This is a genomic window from Bacillus sp. HNG (assembly GCF_003400205.1).
Taxonomy (GTDB): Bacteria; Bacillota; Bacilli; order Bacillales; family Bacillaceae_L; genus Ferdinandcohnia.
Genome location: NZ_QUQV01000001.1, coordinates 285756 through 307987, shown reverse-complemented (window position 1 = coordinate 307987; position 22232 = coordinate 285756). Strand labels below are relative to the sequence as shown.

At 36.3% G+C, this 22232-nt stretch carries 15 protein-coding genes; all 15 read right to left on the bottom strand.

Features of this window, described 5'->3' with window-relative positions:
• Positions 1–61 precede the first annotated feature (61 nt).
• The 15 genes from DZB84_RS01395 to DZB84_RS01325 all read right to left on the bottom strand — a co-directional run bounded on the left by DZB84_RS01395 (position 62) and on the right by DZB84_RS01325 (position 21902).
• Positions 62–769, bottom strand: a complete 708-nt coding sequence (locus DZB84_RS01395; RefSeq protein ID WP_116350462.1) for an HAD family hydrolase — start codon at positions 767–769, stop codon at positions 62–64.
• 525 nt (positions 770–1294) lie between these two features.
• Positions 1295–2866 carry a SagB family peptide dehydrogenase gene (locus DZB84_RS01390; protein ID WP_116350461.1) on the bottom strand — a complete coding sequence of 524 codons (1572 nt, stop codon included), beginning with the start codon at positions 2864–2866 and terminating at the stop codon, positions 1295–1297.
• Between the two features lie 21 nt (positions 2867–2887).
• The gene (locus DZB84_RS01385) at positions 2888–4831 is read right to left on the bottom strand and encodes a TOMM precursor leader peptide-binding protein (RefSeq protein WP_116350460.1); all 1944 of its coding nucleotides are present in this window, start codon (positions 4829–4831) and stop codon (positions 2888–2890) included.
• A complete protein-coding gene (locus DZB84_RS01380; protein ID WP_116350459.1) occupies positions 4828–6783 on the bottom strand; it encodes a putative thiazole-containing bacteriocin maturation protein in 1956 nt (651 codons plus the stop codon). Before DZB84_RS01380 ends, DZB84_RS01385 begins: the two co-directional genes overlap by 4 nt.
• Positions 6784–6957: 174 nt before the next feature.
• Positions 6958–7245: a heterocycloanthracin/sonorensin family bacteriocin gene (locus DZB84_RS01375; protein WP_317616337.1), complete on the bottom strand. Its 288-nt coding sequence runs from the start codon at positions 7243–7245 to the stop codon at positions 6958–6960.
• Positions 7246–7763: 518 nt separating this feature from the next.
• Positions 7764–10706, bottom strand: coding sequence for a fibronectin type III domain-containing protein (locus DZB84_RS24775; protein ID WP_189655111.1), 2943 nt, complete (start codon positions 10704–10706; stop codon positions 7764–7766).
• A gap of 402 nt (positions 10707–11108) precedes the next feature.
• A complete protein-coding gene (locus DZB84_RS01365) occupies positions 11109–11516 on the bottom strand; it encodes a polysaccharide biosynthesis C-terminal domain-containing protein (RefSeq protein WP_116350457.1) in 408 nt (135 codons plus the stop codon).
• A gap of 53 nt (positions 11517–11569) precedes the next feature.
• The gene (locus DZB84_RS01360) at positions 11570–12535 is read right to left on the bottom strand and encodes an NAD-dependent epimerase/dehydratase family protein (RefSeq protein WP_116350456.1); all 966 of its coding nucleotides are present in this window, start codon (positions 12533–12535) and stop codon (positions 11570–11572) included.
• A 125-nt stretch (positions 12536–12660) separates the two neighbouring features.
• Positions 12661–14508 (bottom strand): glycosyltransferase, encoded by a 1848-nt coding sequence (locus tag DZB84_RS01355; RefSeq protein WP_189655110.1) that lies wholly within the window; start codon positions 14506–14508, stop codon positions 12661–12663.
• A 68-nt stretch (positions 14509–14576) separates the two neighbouring features.
• Positions 14577–15830 carry a UDP-glucose dehydrogenase family protein gene (locus DZB84_RS01350; protein WP_116350454.1) on the bottom strand — a complete coding sequence of 418 codons (1254 nt, stop codon included), beginning with the start codon at positions 15828–15830 and terminating at the stop codon, positions 14577–14579.
• Positions 15827–16927, bottom strand: coding sequence for an NAD-dependent epimerase/dehydratase family protein (locus DZB84_RS01345; RefSeq protein WP_223254355.1), 1101 nt, complete (start codon positions 16925–16927; stop codon positions 15827–15829). The genes DZB84_RS01350 and DZB84_RS01345 overlap by 4 nt, the downstream gene beginning before the upstream one ends.
• An 18-nt stretch (positions 16928–16945) precedes the next feature.
• The gene (rfbF, locus tag DZB84_RS01340; RefSeq protein WP_116350453.1) at positions 16946–17728 is read right to left on the bottom strand and encodes a glucose-1-phosphate cytidylyltransferase; all 783 of its coding nucleotides are present in this window, start codon (positions 17726–17728) and stop codon (positions 16946–16948) included.
• A gap of 300 nt (positions 17729–18028) precedes the next feature.
• Positions 18029–18547, bottom strand: a complete 519-nt coding sequence (locus DZB84_RS01335) for an AAA family ATPase (protein WP_116350452.1) — start codon at positions 18545–18547, stop codon at positions 18029–18031.
• Between the two features lie 313 nt (positions 18548–18860).
• The gene (locus DZB84_RS01330; protein ID WP_223254368.1) at positions 18861–20147 is read right to left on the bottom strand and encodes a Na+/H+ antiporter NhaC family protein; all 1287 of its coding nucleotides are present in this window, start codon (positions 20145–20147) and stop codon (positions 18861–18863) included.
• A 219-nt stretch (positions 20148–20366) separates the two neighbouring features.
• On the bottom strand, positions 20367–21902 hold the full coding sequence (locus DZB84_RS01325; protein ID WP_116350450.1) for a carboxypeptidase M32: 1536 nt from the start codon (positions 21900–21902) through the stop codon (positions 20367–20369).
• Positions 21903–22232: the final 330 nt, after the last annotated feature.

Genomic DNA, 22232 nt, shown 5'->3' with positions numbered 1-22232 from the left:
AGTTTTCAATGAAACCTAAATAGGAACCAGGATGACAATCGCTGATTCCTACCATAAAGATCTAAGCCTTTTTTGTAAATAATTCTAATAACTCTTTGGCACTATGTACTTCTTTATCTGGTTTATAGGTAGCGTTAGTCGGTAGATCTTTCTTACGATGATTCATCCAGATCGCTTGCCAGCCTGCTTGTTTTGCTCCGATAATATCTTTTTCAAAATTATCCCCGATATATACGGTTTTGGTTTGGTCAAGGCTCAGTTTCTGTTCAATAAAATCAAATACTTCTCTTTTCGGTTTTGCATGACCAATTGTACCAGAAATAAACGTCATCTCTGCCGGAATCCACCGACTAAGGCGGAGCTGTTTAATTTTCATTGCTTGATGTTTTTCTTCACCATTTGTTAGAATCCCAAGTTGTTTCCCTTCTTTGTATAGTACATTTAGTAGTTCTTCGACTTCTGGAAACAAGGTAATATTTTTTTGTTCGGTCACATACGTTTCATGAAAAATAGTCGCTTTTTCCGTATCTATCGGGATGTTAAAATCCTTACAGGCAGCCATGATTCGTCCAGTTTGCCATTCAAATTGGGTTATTTCACCTGCTTCACTTTGATCAAATAAAATCTCGCTATACTTACGACTAGCTTTATATAATTGATCGATTTCTTCGTCTGAAAACGGCTCTTGAAAAAGCTTCCTCACCGTTTTATGAAAAGATTGTGCTTGATCATATAGTGTATCATCGACATCAAAAATTATCGTATCCATTCTCATAGGCCTCCTTATAGTATGATGATATCATTTATTTTCAACTTGAGAAAACAGAGAGCCCACTAACTACTCCCTTCATCTAATCAACAAATAATCAACAGCACCTACCCTAACGAATAGGAAAGGTGCTGTAGCTAGTTTTATAAAAAACTCATATATCTAACCAATCTGTACCGAATGTTGAGAATCAACCACCAATTGATTATGGCCACTAGAATGGCGAAGGATCTACATTTTCAACATAGTCGTATAGTTCAGTTAAAAAGGAAAAAACACTTTTAAAATGTATTCCTTCTGCGTTAGTTTGATCTACTTCCAATACATTTTTAAGAGAACCATCATAATCATAATGTTTTTATGTTAACAATTGTTCACCGAAAGCAAGCTAGTTTAGGCTTTTTTATCCTTTTACATATACATATAATAATATATTTTGTGAAGTTGTCCCCTCTAACTCTTTGTTTCTATCAAAAAAAGCAAAGAAGAAATCTTTTCTTTGCTCTTCTAACCTATTAACTTGTTTTAGCAACGCAAGCTACCTCTTAGCCATGGTCGAGGTCGATAAGGGCCGATTGGGATTTGGATTAAACTTGTTCTTTGTTGTGAATCCATCTTGTAAGTTTGATCAGATATGTTCGCATTAAAACCAAGAAGTGGATGGCCTCCCCATCCAATCGCAGAGGCTGCCAAAAGCAATCTCTGCACCAGCATACCAGCTTCCATTTGTTGGATTCGGTAGCCTCTTAGGCCTAGTGATGTTTTGTAGTGATCCTTATCTCCTGCCACATGAAAGCATAATGGGACTTGAATCAAATTTACGTTATCTGCAGACATTCCGTATTGAAGGGTAAGTCGATGGTCTCCGGGTTCTATCTGTCGTAACGAATGAGACACGCTATCATAAAAATATGCAGCATCCGGAATGTCCTCTACATTATGAAAACAGCCATACAGTGAGATACGGGACTGATGCCCTTTTAGTTCACTGTCCAGATCATTTCGATATTCGAATGAAGCTGTTGCCTCCTGTAGGAGACTTGCCAGATCCAGTTGGTCTACCTTTCCCATTGTAAAATCCATGTCCGGTGATAAACGCTTTTCCAAGACGGACACAAGGTCGTACTCTAAACGTTTTACTTGAGGAAGAGATACTTTAGGACCTTCTCCAATCATTATTCTTTTTGGCTTAATCTTACTAAATGATTCTGTTGATTCAATAAAAGACTCTTCATTCAGCTTTGTCAAAATGGGATACTCTATTATTCTCTGTGATCGTAAATAGTAATTATTATCCTTTATTTCATTCAAATTAGTAGCCAAGTCCACGGAATTGACATTCCCGAATCTATTACTCTGATTAATGTTCCAGTTTGTTGCTTCAACGGTGAGTGGAATCACAGCATATACGCTTTCTTCTTTCTCAGATAGCCCAAGTAGATGGTTGATTGCATTATCGAGAAATTGGAAGTATACCCCTGTCTCAAATCCAAACCGTTTTGCTACTTCGAGTAATTGCCCAATTAAAACACCTGTATCCAACCCTTGCAAACGATAGGAGAAGTTGTGGTATTTAAAGAAATTTTTCCAAAACATTGTGGATATAAAAACAGTACCAAAACATGTAGACAAATCAATGCGGTGACCAAGTGCTTGGTTGATATAAAAATCAAAATTGCCTTCTCGCAGTAATACCAATCGATGACGTGCGACATCATAGTGGTATACGCCAACAGGCAAATCCTCCAATTTCAGATAAACGTATACTTCGTTTGGATATAAGGCTCCGCCGGAAGGGACAAACCGTCTGTATGACTGCATTAGATCAACTTCTTGATTCGTTGTAATGGCTGATTGGCTTATTTGACTAAGACCAAATATATACCAAAGAAAATGCCCCATTCTGCTATGATTAGGTTTGCTAGGGACATCCTGCTTAACTAGCTTCAATGGCACTTCTAACGATAGCGGAAAATCATGCAAACCACGGTATAGTTTATAGGGTAATGGTGAATCTTCCCAATCAATTACACGATCCGGCGGGCTTATTTTATCAATATCGAAATGTAAGTTGTGTAGAAATTCATCCAGACTCATCCTACTACCTCCTAGTCAATCTCATGGAAACGGGTGTGGATGTGGGTTAAGCTGTTCAAATGTTAGAGGTTGATCCGCATACCCGAGTTCCATTGGTACCCTGAGTACCCTCTCAAGTCCAGTTATCCGGGTAAGATGGTGTCCGAATGTCATCGGTAACATCCCAGGTATTATAACTTTTACACAGTGAAGTCCATTTCGTAGGGTTTCTGATGTCGTCTGATTCACTACAACCACATCGAGTTTCAAGCGACGAAACTCTCGAAGTATGTCTTTAAGATCTTCGGTAAGGTCTTGATGAGGCACCTTCAACTTATATTCCTCGGCAAATGTTCGCAATGGACGACTTTCGTCCAGCAAAAACCTTAGGCGCTCTTCTGCTTCGGGTAATCCATAGAGCATGCCATGATCATCCATTTTCTGAACAAGGGTTGAATCATGCAACATTTGAACAAACTCTTCCTTGTTTCCCTCGAATTTCTTGTCAAGCGTAAGCATCATACCTGCCAACTCATGAACTGCGCTTTTTACAGCTCGTATCGGGTCTGGATGCGCCCCTGCAGCACAAATAATATTTAATCCGACATTCTTCCTGTTCTTTGCCAATGCCCATACGCTCGGAATACCGTGCTCCATTGTCGAATTGAACAAAAATATATCGTATTCTGCAACTGCACGAATACGTTCTAACATTAACTCCAATTCCTGATCATTAGATGAATATGGGTCTATTTGGGGTAGTGACATTTGCGCATACCAAGTCATCAAGAATGAATCACGTTCTACAACTTCCATTATTCCGTAGAAAATGGCCTCTTCTAAACTCCCACCTAATGCACATCCGTTTGAAGTTTCATAAACAAACCCTTCCCCATCGCCTAAGCTGTAATAGGCAAGCAACTCTGGAACAAGAATTGGGCGTTCCTGCAAGAATGAATAGCCCCATACCCAATTCATGGGTCTATCTGGATCAAACGGTTTAAATGGAAAACCAGGTTGAGAATATTTTTCCGCTTCGTGGATACCAACTGTGAGAGGATTTAGTGCCTTTCCTTCTAAATTGCGGAAACTATCATGAACAACAGTTCTTTTGCCACGTGGGGAAAGTCCACAGTAACGCTCCAAGCCTTCTAATATGGCAGTCAATTCACTTACAGCGTATGAATGAGTCCGACCTGCTACACCCTCATCGCCGTGCAACAAAGGTAGATTCACACCTACATCGGCAAAAGGTGGCAAGAGGTCATACATTTTCCCATTTAAAAAGCCAGCCTTAAAGTCCAAATAGTCATTTACTAAGAAATTTTCTAATTCGTCTATAGAACGGCATCGGTAACTGTCTAGGCTGGTCTTAGGACTGGGTTGAAGAGAAATTATGGCACTACTTTCTGAATCGTCGGGAAGTCCACCGCAAACCGAGCATAATGGGTTTGAAAGAAAGGAATGCCATGAACTTTTAAGAGTTTTCAAGTTTAGTAAGAAAAGTTTTTCTTCTGAGTGAGTGTCCTTTCCACCCAAAATTCTCTTTGACTCTTCAACTATCAAGTAAGCCATCTGTAAAAGCCCTGTGTTAGATGCCCATGCGTCACGAATAATACCTCTTTGTTTGGAAAGGTGTTCCTGCAAATGCCGCATATCTATTCGGTCACGTCCAGCCATAAGCCGCCTCATGTCAGCACATTGGGAGCATCCTCGGGAATTTGGGCGAACCAACGGACCAACCACACCCTCACCAAATGAAACAAAGCCTCGTAACCAGGGGATGCCTTTAGGGCGTAATAGTTCTTCTGCCTTTTGATGAATGGACGGATTCCAGGCTTCTTGCAATACTAAAACCAAATCGGCCTTTTCTGGTATTCCTGATTCGAAATCGGGATGACGAATTAACATGAATTGGGAGGCTAATTCTTTGGACACGTGATCCGCTAAAAAACCTTCTCCGATAATCACCAAGATACCGTTCAAGTGGATTCCTCCTTTTTTAAAAGAACACCGTGCAGCTCTACCAATTCATTTTTGTTAAATGGTTCTATTTCAAGTTTAAATACCATGATTTGCTTGCTGTTTCGTTCTAGTACTTTTATTGCGGAATTTAACATCTCTGAATGTGTCATCTCTTCACTCGAAGGTATTTCAAGGATTAGTGGAACATTTTGCTCCAGAAGTACGGATGAATCTTCATATGAATAAGCTGTGCGAAAATCCTCTCTGTTTTCTATCTCCATAATGGCATGTTGTAATGCGTTTTCCAATGCCTTTGTGATAGTCAAACCCATACCGCTATACCACCGGTTATTAGTTCGAATCCAAACTACAGGGAATCCAGAAACTTTCTCTCCTACGCCGATAAACGGCGCTCCATTTAACCTGGTTAATACCTGCAGATAAAACTGACAGTGTTTATCTTCTAATGATTTCAATTCTATACGTGAAACTGCATGCTTCTGTTCAATATTTTTTTCGCTTAGCTCCTTAACCAAACACATTTGCAATCCCCGGCAAACACTTTCTGCTAACGACTCTCCCATTCCTACTCCGACAAACTCGTTTTTTTCTATAATGCTTTTATCCACTTCCTGTTGTAGTAAAGTTTTGAAAAGATGAGACACATAGGCTTCAATCCCTGTCAAGCCTGCTTCCCTTCGAGCTTCCACATGAGTCAAGCCGGCACAGACAATGTCTGGCAACAGTTTAGCGGGTCCTTCTGACAACGGGTTGACTGCCTGAACCTGGCATTGAGATAAGGGGAGCTGCTTTAAATCGCCTTCTTCCCAAATATGAAGTATGCCAGTTTCAGGTGATGTCAAATGATTGAATAATAGAAATAACTTATCTACATCACCACTGCTAGATGCATCGTTGATCCGTACATCAAAATCCTTTATCCATCTAACTTCGGCAAATCCCGTCACTAAGGGGTGTGGAATGAAGGAATGCCAGTTCCCCTCCAGAGTTTCTAGATTAAGCAGAAAGAATTGATTAACTTCTTTTTCTGATTCGGTTATTCTGGTCATCTCTTTGAATAGTTCAAAGACGATTACATTTGCCAGCATCGCTCCTGCTACTTGAGAGTAATTGGATGCCGGCTGTTCTTTGTGAAGCGCAGATTCATGTATGCTCCTCCATGCAGATTCCCAACATCCCTTAGATTCAGGTAGCACAAGGGGACCTCCCATACCCATATGATCTAAACAAATAGCGGGGAGAAATCCCTTCTTCTCTTTTATACAAATCTCATTAAGTGCACGTAGTTTCTCCACATCACCTTCTTCTGATACATACAAAATGAATTGAAACTCTTGGACAATTTCACTCCATGAACTCATGTCATCCTTTTGATGGGTTAATTCATTAACCTTAACCTCGGGGTCGGTTTGACGGGCATGTTCGACGTGTTCATACAATCTCTTTCTATTAGTAGATTCTTGGTCAGTAATTAGTACATGGAACCTCGGTAATCCCGATTCGAGTAATGCAGATACCAACGATACTAAAAATGGGCCGGAGCCAACTGCCAAAACTTTTGACTGGCGATATGCTTGAAAGCGGTAAGCGCCGGAATCCCCGAAATTTTCCAGGAATTCAATTTGGGATGCATATTTTTTTATAACATGTGATTGTAAATGATGTGGTAATTCTTGACTTACATCCTTTACAAATCCATTACGGTAAAGTGCTTCCGCAATTTCATATACCCGCTTTCGGTATGGGGCGGGTAATCCTTCTGTTAAATGCCCCAATGTGTACTCTCCATTAAACATCGGTATTAGCTTTTCAACCCACTTATCGATTGTATTTCCTTCCATACGGAACGAACTTATGTTGTTCCGAAAATATACACCGCTGTTTTCATAAGGGAGAAAAAACGTGTCTCTTTTTACCTTGAGACGCATAGAAGGGGTTAATTTTTTTGTCATTGCGCTCCTCCTTTACTTTAGATCCAGCTTGAGATTCTGTACGAAAACTGTCACTATAATCCTATGTACTGAAATTTGTCTATTATGTCTAATCATAAAGGGATAGCCCCTAATGTATTTTTTCAGGGGCTGCACTTTTTACAAGGCTGGATATGTTTTATATTTTATTTTGTTTTAGTAACCTCCGCAGCGTCCGCCGCCTCCACAACGGCCTCCACCGCAGCGTCCGCCTCCACAATGAAAACAACTAAAGCAACTATGACAACGGAAACAATTAGAACAACTAAAGCAACTAAAACAGCTAGAGCATCCAAAACAACTAAAGAAACCAGAACAACGTCCAAATCCACCAAAACCACCGATTCCACCAAATCCACCTAATTGTCGTACAGACTCATCGTAATACTGGTTTGGATCCCAAGGAACTACATCAGTCGAATGGAAATCTCCAAGGTTCAACATTTGGAGTTCATTTTGAAAACTATTCACGAACATTACCTCCGATTTTTCATTATTTATTAAGGTATGAAAGTACTTTAAAATGAAAAAGAACGAACTAATAGAAAAGTAATGTATTCAAGTTATACTGGAAATATTTTAAAGACTTTCCCCAACAAAATATGTACGATAATTGGGTATTGTGCCTGATTGTATCGCCTATTTTAAATTGACCTTTAACACAAAATATTAAATAAGGATTCTTGGCAATAAATTTATAAGAATAGTGTTAAATCCTGATAGCCTACAACTTGAAAGATAATGTGTGGGTAAAATCTACTAAAAAATCCTCTCCTTATCTTTTCAATGGAAATCATTGAAAAATATTAATAAAAGGAGAGGATTTTAATATGAGGTAACTAAAAGTTTTTTGTTGAAAAAAGACGGAAAACATCTTTAATAAAAACGAAGCTTTTGATGCTTATTTTTTTCAAATTTTGCATCCGTCATAATAAAAACAGAATTTCCGTGCCAACATTTCTTTATTTGTATTTTGCTTGTTCACTCTTCGCTTTACCAGGTATTAGATGAACATCGACACTTGGTCCAAATCCACTCCATCTGTAACCTGAAACCTCAAGAAGACCGTTTGAAAGTACATCTGAGAGTCTTTCTCTCTTAGAGTATTTGATGGCATGACCGACTGCTTCTACTTTAAATGTGTATCGTTTTCCTTGTTTTAGACCTGTTACCGTATAGTTTGTATCTGATGTTGTCATTTCTGAATTTATAGGTGTGAATGCCACTCCTTCAGGTTTGATAGGTTGACCGTTCACATATACTCGGTATCCGATTACATCTTGATTGAGTGCTTTTGCAGCGTTCCATGAAAGGGATACACTCGTTCCATCAGTATTTATTTTTGCCTCTAAGTTGCCATCAAAAGATGGAGCGCCGATTGGGTAAGGTTTAGCCATTTCAAATTCTAGTACACTATTATAAGGTGTCTTATTGCCAGCAAGATCCACTGCTTCTACTTCAATATTATATTTTGTTCCAGGTTGTAATCGTGTTAATGTGTATTTAGTAGATGTTGCAAATCCATGTAGTTCGCCATTTGCATAAACATTATAACCAGCGATTCCCGTGTCGTCATTAGCAGCATTCCAATTTATAGAAGTCCAGGTAAAACCAGTATAGACAACATTAACTTCTTTGCCGCTAAAAGTATCACTAGAAGGAATCTTGGTAGTTGACTCTGAAATCTTTGTATTCTCAGGTAAAATAGGAGCTGTCTGGTCCGCTTCCCCACTTGTTGTAACTTTGATTTCCGGACCATCCGAAGTTCGGTTACCGGTCGCATCAGTAGCTTCCACTTTAAATGAATATTCCTTGGCCGGAGTCAGCCCATCTACCTTAACACTTGTGAGATTTGTAGTTGTATAGTCTCCGCTGAATTTTTCACCATCTTTATAGATTGTATAACCCGTAACACCACCATTATCTATTGCTTCACCCCATGTTAAAGTTACACTTTTTCCATCAGGTGATGATTGAGCATCAATAATGGTATCCTCTGGCCATTCCGGTTTTTGTATAGCGTCAGTTGGAGCTGCTGTTGTATTCTCAAACACAAGTCCAGTCGAATTTGATATTCTCCATGGATTTCCTCCATTATCTTTTACGTTTGTGAAAGATACATTAATAAATTTAAAGTCTTTTGCGTAGTCCATTTTTACAGAATAGACATTATCAAATTTGACATTTTTAAAAGTAATATTTTCGTGATAAACTTCACCTGCATTATTATTACCATTCACTAGTATGGCTTGTTTATTACTGCCACCTTGATTACGAACCGTTGTATCAACGATCTCCATATCTCTGAATTGAGAGATAATCTCTGCTGGCTCGTATAAGATTGAAGCATTCGCATCTGTATAGGAGGAAGTGAAGACAAATGGTCCATCTCCGTCTATACCCTCTAATGCATTGTTTCTAAATAGGATATTTTTAGCTCCACCACCCATAGGTGTATTTGTCTTGCTGCGTAAACCAACATCCGTTTTATACATGATATTATCTTCTATTAAAAAGTCCTGGATCCAGCCACCTGTATGGCTACCGGTAACTACCCCGCCGTGTCCCTCACGAATATAGTTATTGAAGATCCAAGCATTACCTGTTGGTTCACTTTTAGATGCTGCTTGTCCCATACCAGATGCGAAATTAATAGCATCATCGCCTGTATCTACAAAATTATTAAATACCATGATATTTTGAGAGTCACCAAACTCGTATCCATCTGCGTTATTACCATCATATGTTTTGGAAATGGTTCCATTTATAACAATGTTTTTACTATGAAGGTTTACAATCCCATGATTTGCTGGATTAAGTTGTGTGATACCTTCATAATACATTCCATCTACTCCACGAACAGTAATTAGATTAGAACGAGTCGAATAAGCGGATTTCACATCCATACCCATTTCTTGTGCGGCATATGATTGGTTAGCTGCTAAGATTCCCAACGTATTTTCGGACTCAAGATTTAATGGGCTCATCTTCCCGTTCTCTACTTTTACATTCCCGGTTACTTTTGAATTATTACCTGCAACGTAGCGTGGTAATTCGTTCCCTAGTTCATCGACGGTAGGATGATTTTTATCATATTTCCACCCATTCCCATCAATGATACCGTTGCCAACGATACGTATATTTTTTAAACTTCCATAATCGTATGTATGTGCATTGATGAGTGAATAGGAACGCTCATCTGTTGAATAATCGTACAGCCAGAAATTCATGCTGTAGTCTTCAGCATCTGGAGATCCGAGCAAATAACCATCCACTTGGAGAGTCATATCTGATTTAAGCCACAGTTCACCGGAGATAAATTCCCCTTCTGGAATTACGACTTTAGACCCTGGCGTAGCGGCGTCAATGGCTGCTTGTATGGCCTCAGTGTCTTTTGTTCCGTCATCAGGTGTTGCCCCAAAATCTACAATATTAAAAACTTCGGGTGCTTTTGTCGTTTTACCTTCGATTTTATTAGAAGGTGCTGATTCTACCCCTTCTGCATTTACTGATGTTACATAAAATTCATAGGTTTTATTAGGTTTAAGGTTATTTACCTTAAAATTATGGATTAGGATCTTCTCGTGAAAATCATCTTTATCAATATTTTTATAGAAATTATCAATATAAGCTTTTGCTGGGCCACTATTATCATCTAAAGCGCTTCCAATTTTCTTCTTGTTCATATAGATGTTAAAATCAACGATGCCTTTATAATTCTCCGGCTTTTCCCAAACAAGTGTTATGCTGGTTTCGTCGTAAGCAAGGTTTGGAATCTGTAAATGAACAGGTGATGCTGGTGATTTTGGAGATACTTCCGTTTTCGCGGCGGCTACTCCACTAAAGCTACTGAAAACTAATAGTAAAATTAAAAACAGAGAGCAATTCACTTTAAATCTCTTCAAATTCGCTTACCACCTTTTCCTAGTAATGGGCAAAAATAAGAATTCGTAAATCCTCCTTTCTAGAAAATATATATAAACCTATTTAACGCTGCTTTCACATAAAAAGGTCTATATATCAAAACAATGGTAAGCCCTTCGATGCAAGTACGTATATAATCATTTTATGAATTTTTTGACTATTCTCGTTATATTTTCCTACTCAAAAAGTCCCGAATGAGGATATGATTACAGGTGAATGAAATGACTATCGTCAAGCGTATATGTGGAAGGTCTATCACTGTATAGTTAGATCAAAGAAAAATATTTTATTTCTTCTAAAATGAAGTATCCATCTTCCTTAAATCCAACATAGTTAACCTCCCACATTGTCTTCTTATTAACTTGTTAATTTTCATTACAAGACTATTGTAAAATGTCGATTGGAAAAGTATCTGTATCGAGTTTATTATATTCTTTTGAAGATATAGCGAGCATTATTAAAGGAACATTTTCTTCATTTTTAAAAGCGTGAACGACCTGTGGCGGTACTTTTAAAACTAGATTATCTTCCGCAGCGATATAGATTTCATCTAACATTCCTGTTTCCAAATTCTTCAGTGCCACCTTTGCCTTTCCACTAACAACCACAAAATACTCTAATGTTTTTTTATGATAATGATTTCCCCTAACGCTATCCTTTTCAGAATATAACAAGTAAATTTCTTCTATTTTTTCATTTTCCTTAAGTTGGCTCTTCATTATGATTTTTTTGAGACTTCCGCGCTTATCCTCGAAAGGGTTTATAGAAATTAATTCATATCCTTTTTCCATCTTCACACTTCCTCTCCCTTTTGAGTTTCTGAAGGAGGTTTACCGTTTTTTCGTTATCTTTTTGTTCCAACAAATTTTTCTGTATTTGTCTCATACCAATTAATAGTTCTTTTGATACCTTCTTCTAGGCTTACTTTAGGTTCCCAATTTAATAGTCGTTTCATTTTATTTGTATCTGGCTGTTGTCTCCAAACTTCATTTTGTCTATAAGGTAATGCTCCGTAATTTGGTTGTTTCGTTGATCTCATTTGGTTGTAAATAATATCTACAAAATGCTTTAATTTGAAAATCTCACCGCTCCCAATATTAAATATCTCATTGTTAACAGTTTCGTTTTTGGCAGCCAAAACAAATCCATCCATAATATTTTCTATATAACAATAATCCCGGTATTGTTCACAAGGTGTTAAGTTCACGTCTTTGCCTTCTAAAATTGATAGAATAATATAGGGAAAGAATTTATGGCTTCCCTCTTTTTCCCCGAAAATTCCAAAAGGCCTTAGCGTTACAAGATTAATGTTGTTTTCCTTGGCAATTTGGTGAGCAATGATCGTGGCAGATGCTTTCGTGCTTCCGTAAATGCTATCAGGTTCTAAATAAGAATTCTCCCGAATAATCTCCTGTTTATCACCGTACTCCATACAGGTACCAACATTAATAAATTTCTTACATCCTATATCTTTTACTGAATTTAATAAATTCATTGTCCCCATAATATTTGTGTTCGCTGCGGTAGAATAATCCTTTTGTCTTGAATCTACTCCATAAGCACCTACATGAAAAACAAAATCAGGCTTAAGGCTTTTGACACATTTATCAATTGAGGCAGAGTCCCTTAAGTCCACCAGGTTAATATCAATCTCTTTTTTTAATTCTTCAATTCTCCATAAATCGGATGACTCCCTAACTATAACCGATACAAGAGCTTTCTCTTGTACCATTCTTTGGACTACATGAGACCCAATAAAACCATTGGCCCCTGTAATTAAAACCCTTTGATTATTAAAAGTATTTTCCATGATAATCTCTCCCGTAGTTAAAGACGAGTCTTCTCTTTATTCTCATATTGTTTATTTTTTCAAGGTTTGACCTGTATCAGTAGGTTGTTAAAATCGACCATCTGTTTCTTAAAGACGGAGTTGGACTATTCAACATGATAATGGTTTAAAGCTTTTTGAGTGGCTTTATTTCGATATTCACTCCCAAGAAATTGTTCATCTAGTGATTTTATGTTTTCCATTTCTTCTCTGACAGCTTTAACATACGGCAAATAAATGGAATTGATCATATTTTCATTTAAGGTATTAGTGTTACATAAATCAAATTCAACTTGATTTAATATGACAAACCCGCTGTAATGAAAGGCGAATAGTTTATCAACCTGTAGATTTTCGTTTACAATCCAAGGACCCGCTGTTGTATTGGGTGTCTCGATAACCTTAACTGACGGAAAATGGTGAATCCATTGGTCTAAATATTTTTGGTCGGCCCAGCGTCCGTCTTCAACTTTATTAAAACACCAGTTAACACAATCTTTTCTCCATTTAAAAAGACAGTCAAAGGAGATTTCATTTCTGTAAAAACCTATGAGCCCTGCATCATAAATTCCATAATTTTTTTCTTCTTCAACGGAAGCTTTTCGAGGAACAATACAGACTGGATACTGTTCATTCAACTCATGAAATAAATTTTGTACATCGGCGAAAAAATACATGTCAGCGTCTGTATAGATAACAGAATGTAAAGTAAAGTTGTTTTTGAGCACATATGAAATAAAGGAAGCTTTTAAGGTCCGACTGTACTCATCGAAACTCCTGCTATCCTTAATACTTAATAACTCATTGCCCTCGATATTTTTTAAAGTAATGAGAACGACCTGTTCTAAATTCATTTTGTTTAGTAAGGAATAAGTCCGATCATCTAAACAACAAATCCAAAGTCGAAAATTCGGTGTATGCTTTTTGAGGGAATGATAAAGTGCCAAGCCTTGTGGTAGGTGTTGTGTGCTTATGATAGTACAAAGATTATAGGCTTCCTCAGAAGATAAGTTCACTTGAAGGTTAAAGTAATTTCTAACATGATGATCTTTGCTGTCTTTTTCAATACTAAAGGTGCTGTCAATGGTTTTGATCTGATCCATTATTCCATTGCATGCATGGAGATAAGGAATATAAAGATGCTCAAGCACATCATCTCTGTGATTCATGACATAGTGGCAGATATCAAATACATTGCCATCATAATATTTAAACCCATAGTAATGGAAAAATATGACCTTTTCATTATTGATATAAATATCATTACCTGATTTAATAATTGAACTTTCTTTGTACCGATAATTTATGATATATGGAGTAAGATTCACTCCGATATTTTCGATTATTCCTACATTTTTAAATCTTTTCGTCCAATCATTTGCATATACTTGATCACTCCAAAGTCCATGTTCCCACTTATCAAAACACCATTCGATCAGCTTCTCTCTAAACCAGTGGAGACACTCCATCGCATGATCATCTCTTTTAAATCCCATATACCCAGTATTGTAAACACCGTTGGTATCACCTAAGAAGCTATGTTCTTCACGCCATTTTTCCTCTGTCAGGGTAATGGAATAGTCTCCCCATTCAGTAAAGATAGGTTCTGGTTCTGAGAGAAATAAAGTATCACCATCTAGCCATACAATATGATTTATTTCAGTGAAATGCTTAAATAAATATAGACAGATTGATGCCTTTGATGTCCAGATATACTCCTTGTCATTTCGCGAGTTCTTCACTGCAAGTAATTCCTTGTCTTCCTTCTCAATTTCTTCCATGCTTATGATCGTTGCATGTGATAGGTTCATCTTCTCAAATAAATCTTTTGCCTCTTCGTGGAGACAAATCATAAAAAACTCAAAATCTTTATCATGCTTTTCCAGAGAATTGTATAATAGTAAACCTTTATAGGTATAATCTTTACTAAATGTTGAACAATAATAGTGTTTCAATTGCCAAGCTCCTTCCAAATGAAATTTTTCCTATACGTGACTAATCAGGAAGTTTTCATTATAGTTAATTAGTCATATAAATAACGATAATCAAAAACATTCTTCTGTTCTATCAAATCTTTATTTATCAAAAATTCATTCCATGCTGTTAAAATAACAACATGATCAACTTTCGCAAGCAGTGTTTTTAAGTCAGTAGAATATTCAATCGGAAATCTATATGCCTCTTTAAACTCTTCAATAGACATCGGATCATAAGCGATAATATTTTTAAACCCTTTTTCCAATAAGCTCTCAATAATTGATTTTGCTGGTGTATCTCTTATATCATTTGAATTTGGCTTGAATGCCAAACCAAGAACACCTACTGTCTCTTTTTCTCCAATTTTTCCTATAACGTCATTCACGACAAATTCTTTAATTTCTTTATTAACTTTTAAAGTTGCTTTTAATAGTTCAGGTGAGTATGAGTTTTTTAATGCCTGATTAACTAAAGCCATTGTATCCTTCGGAAGACAATATCCCCCAAAACCACAGCCGGGATATACATAGGATGTCATTTTAGCCGGAGCCCCAAACCATCTTTTATCAAGATGCAAAACTTGAAATGATTTTTTTATATCAATGTCTCCAATGAACTTAGCGATTAATGACTGTTCGTTCGCAAAACTAATAAGAGATGCTAGTAAAGTATTAGATAAATACTTAATAAACTCTGCCGTATTAAGGCTAACCCTAAAGATTGGAGCCTTAAATGTCCGATAAATATTTTCTACAATCTGGCCGCTCCTATCTTCTTCTTGACCAATCACAATTCGATCTGGCTCCATAAAATCTTCCCAAGCATACCCTTCTCTTAAAAATTCAGGATTATTGGTTAAGCCAATATCCACACCAACCTTAAAACCTAGATTTTCTATATAAGGTTTAATCCTTTCACTCGTTGTTGATGGTGGAATTGTTGATTTAAGAACCAGTACTTTAAAATCTGGTTTTTTAATACATGCAGTTATATTTTTAACGGCATCGAAAATATAGCCTAAATCAGCACTCCCATCTGCTTTACTCGGGGTTCCTACGCAAAGAAAAATAACTTCACTATTGTCTATAGCTTCCTGTAAATCATCTACAATCTTAAATCCGTTATTTAAATGCTCGTTTAGTTTCTCATCAAGGTGAGGTTCATAAAAAGGAATTTTTCCATCGGTTAACATCGTTTTTTTCTTTTGATCAATGTCATAGCCATAAACGTTGTATCCTTTATTGCTAAATCCTAAAGCTGTTGTCAATCCAACAAAGCCAAGACCGATAACCGTAATCAATGATTTTCCCCTCTTTCTTTTAAAAAGGTTAGAAAGCGCTCCACACCTTCAACAATTGAAATGGAAGGAGAATAATTTAATAGTTTTTTAGCTTTTGAAATATCAGGGCATCTTCTTAATGGATTATGTGTTAAATAGCTCTCTTCATCCGATTTTCTAAATTCAATCGATTGATCATAATCAAAAATTTTTTCGCCCGCTTCCTTATAAATATCAGCTAATTGTTTTATTGAAATTTCCGGTTGGTCTATTCCTATATTAAAGTAGTCGAAAGGTTCATAGAGTAAAGCCTTTAAATAACCAGTAATAGCATCAGTTACATAGCAAAATGTTCGAGTTGGTTTTCCATCAGAATGCATGATTAGTTTTTGATTCTCAATAACTGCCTTAGCAAAATCAGCCGGAACCCGCTTATCATTTAGTCTCATTCCAGGTCCGTAATTATTAAATGGTCTGACAATAGAAATAGGCATTTGGAATTTTTCGGCATATAAATAACAAAGTGTCTCGCCGAACCTTTTTGCCTCATCATAGCATGCACGCGGTCCTATCATAGACACATTTCCTCGATAATCCTCGGAGGTCGGAATATACTCTGGAAAAGGATCACCATAGATCTCACTACTTGAGAAAAATAAAAATCCTTTAATTTCTTTATCCTTATAAAAATCAAGTAATGCTCGTAATCCCCAAATATTTGCATCCACCGTTTCCAATGGAAACTTTCTATAATAGGTCGGTGAAGCAATGGATGCCATGTGGATAACAAAATCAACATCAGCGATTTTTGTTGTATCGAACAGTGAAAATTCAGTAATATCAAAAGTGTATAATTCAATCTTTGGATTTAATCTGTTTATTTCCGTAATCCATTTGGGTTTTCCTAGTTTGAAATTGTCAATTCCTATAATCCTTCTAACACCTAATTCATCTGCATATTCAGATAAAAATGACATTAGATAATATCCTAGAAATCCAGCACAGCCAGTTATCAATATAGATGCATCTTTGAATTTTTCTTTTTCAGACTGTGTAAGATTATTGAAGATATACTGGAGATCTGTCCGATAGATTGTAATTTTTTCATTCTTATCCACTTGTATCTTCCTCCATTATTAATTATCCCAAATCTTCCACTGAGCGTTATTCGAGTCCAAAAGCTCTTGTAAATACCTCTTATCTTTTAACGTATCCATTGGTTGCCAAAAACCCGTATGCTTAAATGCCATTAATTCGCTATCTTTGGCAAGATTCTCTAATGGCTCTTTTTCAAATATGGTTTCATCACCATTATTTATATAGTTAAATACCTCCGGTTGTAACACAAAAAAGCCTGCGTTGATCCATCCGCCATCACCCTGTAGCTTTTCTTGAAATTTCTCTACTTTTTGATCAGAGGATAAGGATAAAGCTCCAAATCTTCCTTTTGGTTGTGTCGCTGTTACTGTAGCAAGTTTTCCGTGGGACTGATGAAACTCAACTAATTGTTTTATATTAATATCGCCAACTCCATCTCCATAAGTCAGCATAAAAGGGTTATTCCCAATATAATCCTGGATCCTCTTGATTCGCCCACCTGTCAATGTATTTAAACCGGTGTCAGCTAAAGTAACCTTCCATGGTTCTGTAAGACTCTGATGAATTGTACAATTATTTTTGTTTTGAAAATCAAAGGTTACATCAGAATGATTGAGAAAATAATTTGAAAAGTACTCTTTGATTACATGGCTCTTATACCCTAAACAGATAATAAAATCGTTAAAACCATAACTAGAATACAATTTCATAATGTGCCATAGGATGGGTTTATCGCCAATCTCTATCATGGGTTTGGGTTTTAAATGCGTCTCTTCACTTATTCTTGTCCCAAATCCTCCAGCCAAAATTACGACTTTCATGTCTTCCCTCCTTTTAATTTCTTATTAACATATTCTGAAACCCTAGTTTTGTATGGGTGCAAACATACTTTATTAAGAAATGTGCATTTGACATGCAGTGGAAAGGAGATTGATGAACTCAGCAAATAATATAAAAAATTAGATAGCATATATATTGAAAGAATTTAGATTGGGATTTCCTTTTGAAGGTAGTTTTCATTCTAGAAATTAAATTATGGAGTATTTCGTTCAAATGAACATTGCATAATCAACAGAGGATAGCAAGAGCAGCTAGGCAAAGGGTTCAATTAGATTAAACAATCACAGAGAAAATTGTTCAAAGCGACTTTGTAAATCAGTAATAATTTCAATTGGCAGTTTATTCGTTGTATCATAGAGATGATTTTTGTTGGGTAAACCTTTTTCAAGGTGGTCTAATAAATACAATGAGCCTTGTATTAAATAACCATGACCTCTTTTATTTAACCGTTTAATAAGCGTCTCTCCATCTGCCCTTAATACAACATAATAAATTTTTACATCTAGGTTTGAAAAGTGTTTGCAAAACCACTGTAATTCATTTCTAACAACATAATCAATCATTACATTCATGTTATTCTCAATGCAATTCTTTGTTATGGAAAGAATATTCTTCCAAAGTAAAGATCGCTGTTTTTCCCTTGGTAATGGTGTTTTTCCTACGTACATTGATTTAATAAGATCCCCTTCGATTCGGACAACATTTTCCATCTCCCGGGCAAGTGCCTTTGTTACCGTTGATTTACCAACTCCATATGGACCTGAAATGATGTAAATTGAATTATTGGTTCTATTATTCATAGTAAGTCTCCTTTCATAATCCTAATTAATGAGATAATTTTTCCTTTTTATAGGGTCTCGTCCTAAGTTATATGATTTCACCATTTTTCTTATAAAGAATATGCGTGTATCTATTATCCCGTGCTTGAAATTTGAACATTGAGTATACCTATTGTTGGATTTATAGGTATTTGTGAACAAAAAAACCAACGTCTTTCATTTGACGTTGGCTAGTTAGACTCTTGCACATTAGACTAGCTTGTTGGTTTTGGATTACAAGAAACAAGGTAACCTTAACAATTAGTCCATATCCACAATACATGAATGTATGTTCCTAAGAAGCCCTTTGTACATGCCCAGTCCTTCTCTTGTTAAGTTTAAGTTGTTTGAAAATAGAAGCTACGATTGTAATAAACGGTAAACTCCATAAAAATATGGCAAAAGGTAGATAAGTTGTAACAGGTAATCCCAAGACCGTACTACACATAATCGTTAGTACACTCCATGGAATCATACCAGGAAAAAGCATGGATGAGTCAGCCATAACCCTTGCTAAGTCATCTCTCGTTCGGTTGTTTTTCCAATGTGGTAGCAGCGATCTTCCTGTAAGAATGATCGGCAACGTCTGATTTGCAGCAATTAGGGAGATTCCAAATGTGGAAATAATTGTTTTTACGGAATCTTCAACTAGTGTCTTTGATTTATTTAACCACCCGTCGATTAGTGGCTGGATGACACGATATTCTTCTAGTAGTCCGTTATATGCACCAGCCAGTGCTAAAAATAGTAGTAGCACGTACATATTAATAAGTCCCCCGCCCATTCCTTCTACGCCAAAGAATAAGGAATGAGAGAGTTGGTAAAAGGTAGTCCCATTAATAATTGAAATAATGCTAGCAACGATTATACTCGCTAGAAAAGCATATACGATTCCAATCCGAAATAATACCACTACGATTAAGATAAGTGGTGGTAGTAACTTGATAAAGGATAATTCCTTCCAAGGGAATGTTGTTAGTTCACTTAGTCTTACGGCATATTGAAAATCTAAAAATCTGTAAAATGCTATGCATATTAAAATTGCTGGAATGGTAGTTAATAACAATGCATTAAATTGCTTTTTATTAGAAATCTCAACCGTATGCGATAATAATTGGAATGCGCTAGAAAAAGGTGAGGTACGGTCCCCAACAAATGCTCCAGACAGTAAAGCTCCTGCTACTATATGCGGTGCCAAATCTATCGAAATTGCACTGCTCATGATTGGAATTCCAACAGCACTTAGTGTTCCAATAGAAGTACCTAACGTCATTGAAAAAAGCATAGCAATCAAAAAGGAGAACAAAAAGAAATGATCAGGTTTAATAATTTGTAATGCAATCGAAACTAATAGGTTAATTGTACCTGCTTCGTACCACGAAGGAAGAATAAAACTTACTAGAAAAAGAATAAGAATGACTGTTTGTGTTTTGCTTACTCCCCTTTTACATACTTTCCATATCTCTCGAACAGGCGTTCCCTTTCCTTTTATTAATGAAAGGAGAAATAAAAATCCAGGTGAAAATCCAATAAATAATGGTATATGAAAGCTTACAGACAATAATACTCCTGTAAGTGTAATAATGACGAGGTTACATATTTGACTAATTGTAAATATATCGTTGTTCAGTTTTCTTCACTCCTACTACTTCCTTAACTGTATTTTCCATTAAGGATTATACCATTTTACCTTAAAAAATTATATTCGGTTAGCATATCCTGATTTAATACAACTAACCCCGTCCCAATATAGGAACGGGGTTTTACTTTCTGTTTTTACAATTTCAAAAAGAAATTTCGTTTATAGCTTGTAAATCTTTGAATATTTATCTTCTAAATAGTTCACAAGATATGTAGCATTTAAGCTTTCACCAGTGACTTTCTTGATTAATTCATCAGGTGTGTAAATACCACCGTATTGGTGGATTTTCTCTTTAAGCCAAGATTGAATGGCACCAAATTCTCCTCTTTCAATATGACCGTAGAAATTAGGAAGCTCCTTGTTGATGGTATTCAAAATTTGGGCAGCATATAAATTTCCAAGTGAGTAAGATGGAAAGTACCCTAGACCACCAAATGACCAGTGAACATCTTGAAGCACACCTAATATGTCAGTTGGGGGAACAATCCCCAAATACTCATTCATTTTCTCATTCCACACCTTAGGAAGGTCCTTTACTGCAATTTCCCCACTGATAAGTCCTTTTTCAATTTCGTAACGAAGCATAATATGTAGGTTGTATGTTAATTCGTCTGCCTCAACTCGAATATAAGATGGCTCCACAATATTAATTGCTCGATAAAAATCTTTTACATCTAGTTTTCCTAATTGGTCAGGGAAGTGATCCTGTAGATCTTGATAGAAGCAATTCCAGAATTCTTCACTACGTCCAACCATATTCTCTAAAAATCTTGATTGTGATTCATGAATTCCAAATGATGCCCCGTTGCAGATGGATGTACCATCTAATTCAGGGTTAATATTTTGCTCATAAATACCATGTCCTGCTTCATGGATTGTACCAAAGATTGCAGAACGAACATTATCTTCCAAATAGCGAGTTGTGATTCGGACATCACCCGTATTAATGGATTGAGCAAATGGATGAACAGTTTCATCAAGTCTTCCAGCATTCATGTCAAATCCAATTAGCGGCAGTATGAATTTATTAAACTCTTTCTGAACTTCAGGATTGTAAAGCCTTTCAAAAATGTCGCCATTTGGTTTAGATGTGGACGATTTGATACGATTTAACAAATCAATACTGCTTCTTCGTAATTCTTCAAAAAGTGGGTCAAGCTTTTCAACTGTTAATCCAGGCTCATATTCATTTAGTAAGGCGTTATATGGATGACCTTCATACCCGTAATACTCAGTAAATCGCTTTTTGATTTCGACTATTCGTTCAAGATAAGGTAGAAAAACTTCAAAATTATTCCTTTCTCTAGCTTCCTCCCATGCGTCATTCGCATTTGAAGTCAACACGATATATTCATTGTAAAGTTCCGTTGGAATGCTTTTTGATTGTTTATAGAAGTTATTTCGTTCACGAACAATTGCTTTTGTGACGTCATCTAGTTGCTCATTTAAATCCTCAGCTGTTAATACTTCTAATAGCTCTCCCATTTCTTTCGAGATCGATAACTTAAATATCTCGGTAGATAGCGTTCCAATTGAATTTGCAAACAAGGAACGCCCTTTTTTAGGGGCCATTACTTTTTGATCCCAGTCCGCAAGAGCTAATACGCTATTTAGATGCGTAATTTTTTCGTCTAATTTTTTAAATTGACTTACCTTTTCCTGTAGTTCAGTATTTAATACTTGTTGATCAGACATATTACTCCCCCTTTTCGAGATTCATCTCGAAAATAAAATCGACTGTATAGTCTATATCACCTATTATAAATAAAAATTTAGAAAATTAGTAATAAAAAATAACCTTTTGTTAAAATATAAATCCAGAAAAAATCAGCATAATCCCCTATCAACAGTTTCAAAATGTACAAACCTACATTGTCATAGAAAAAATTCTTTGCGGTGCCTTTTCTAAGCTGGCAAGCGCAAATATTTTTTGCTCTAAAAACCAATTTGAGCGCTTTTAATAAACCTCACAGAAGTATATATTAAAATAACCTCGGGAAATAAATTATTCTTCTCTAATTCGGG